Source organism: Promicromonospora kroppenstedtii DSM 19349 (genome assembly GCF_000515355.1).
GTDB lineage: Bacteria > Actinomycetota > Actinomycetes > Actinomycetales > Cellulomonadaceae > Promicromonospora > Promicromonospora kroppenstedtii.
The window spans coordinates 4,993-6,177 of record NZ_KI911598.1; the positions used below are offsets into that span (position 1 = coordinate 4,993).

1 protein-coding gene and 1 pseudogene are annotated in these 1,185 nt (G+C 70.3%); both read right to left on the bottom strand.

From position 1 onward, the window contains the following. Positions 1-631: nucleoside-diphosphate sugar epimerase/dehydratase (locus PROKR_RS33650; RefSeq protein ID WP_425414850.1), on the bottom strand; the 631-nt coding region annotated here is incomplete at its 3' end. Positions 632-979: 348 nt separating this feature from the next. Continuing rightward, a pseudogene (locus tag PROKR_RS03260) lies at positions 980-1,185 on the bottom strand (N-acetyltransferase); the annotation flags it as partial.

The following is a 1,185-nucleotide window of genomic DNA, read 5'->3' on the forward strand; positions in this document are numbered from 1 at the left end:
CCTCGCCGGGTGCGGTCTCGCCGGCGGGCGTCTCGCCGGACGGCAGGCAGGCGCCCACCACCACGAACCCGCGGTGCGGCGCGCCGTTGAGCCGGCGGACCACGCGCTCGGCCTGCTCGCGGTGCCCCACCACCAGGACGGGCGTCATGCAGCCCGTGCCGCGGCTCCGTGTGCGGGCCACCCACTGCCGCCAGCCGTAGCGGGAGCCGATCAGCCCCGCGAGCCCGAGCGGCAGCATGATCGCCTGCGCGAGCACGTCCCGGGGCTCTACCGCTCCGGTGAGCCAGGCCAGGAGCACGAGCACGCTCACCGCGGTGCACGTGGCGGCGAAGATGCGCCGGTACTCCGTGTGGTCGCGGCCCACGACCCGCAGGTCGTACGAGCTGCGCGCGGCCACGGCCCCGATCCAGACCACCGCCACCAGGGCCGACACGACGAGGGAACCGAGGAGGCCGGGGTGCCCGGGGGTGCCGGCCAGGAGGGTCGCGTCGAGCACGGACGCGAGGATCACCGAGGCGAGGACGACGGCCGTGTCGGTGTAGCGCAGCCGTGCGCGATAACGCACCTGCCACTGCGGGTGAGCGCGCTGCGCGCGGACGTCGTGAAAACCGCGCGACGTCGCATTCTTCACCCTTTTCTCGGCGGTTTGCGGGCGAATTTCGAAACCGCCACCTATCGTCTGGCTCGCCACGTCGATTCCTTCCTTCCCTCTGGCCAGGAATGAGTTTTGGGCGCACTGGATCGCGGCGCGTCTACGCGCCCTGGTGGAGCCGGGGGGTGGTGGTCCGGGCCTTACGACAGCAGCCTCGGGGCGTGGTGTGTGCCCGGTTCTCGTTGCTATTTCTTGATCACGATAATATGAGGGTCACCGTATTCTGTCGTCTGCCCGACGGCTTTTTCCGGACCCTTCACCCGGCACTTCACCCTTTTCGGTGAAGAGGTGAGACAGCAGTCGGGAAAAGAAATAACCGAGCACCATTCAGTGGCGAAAAGACGCGTTCGACGACGCCTCGTGCAGCACCCCGTCGGTCTCCGTGAACTCGTCCCCGGTGACCGGACAGCGCCAGCCGTCACCGGTGGTGCGCTCGAGCGGCACGCCGGCGCGGCCGACCCAGCGGATGCGGCGGGCGGGTACCCCGGCGACGAGCGCGAAGTCCGGCACGTCGGCCGTCACGACGGCGCCCG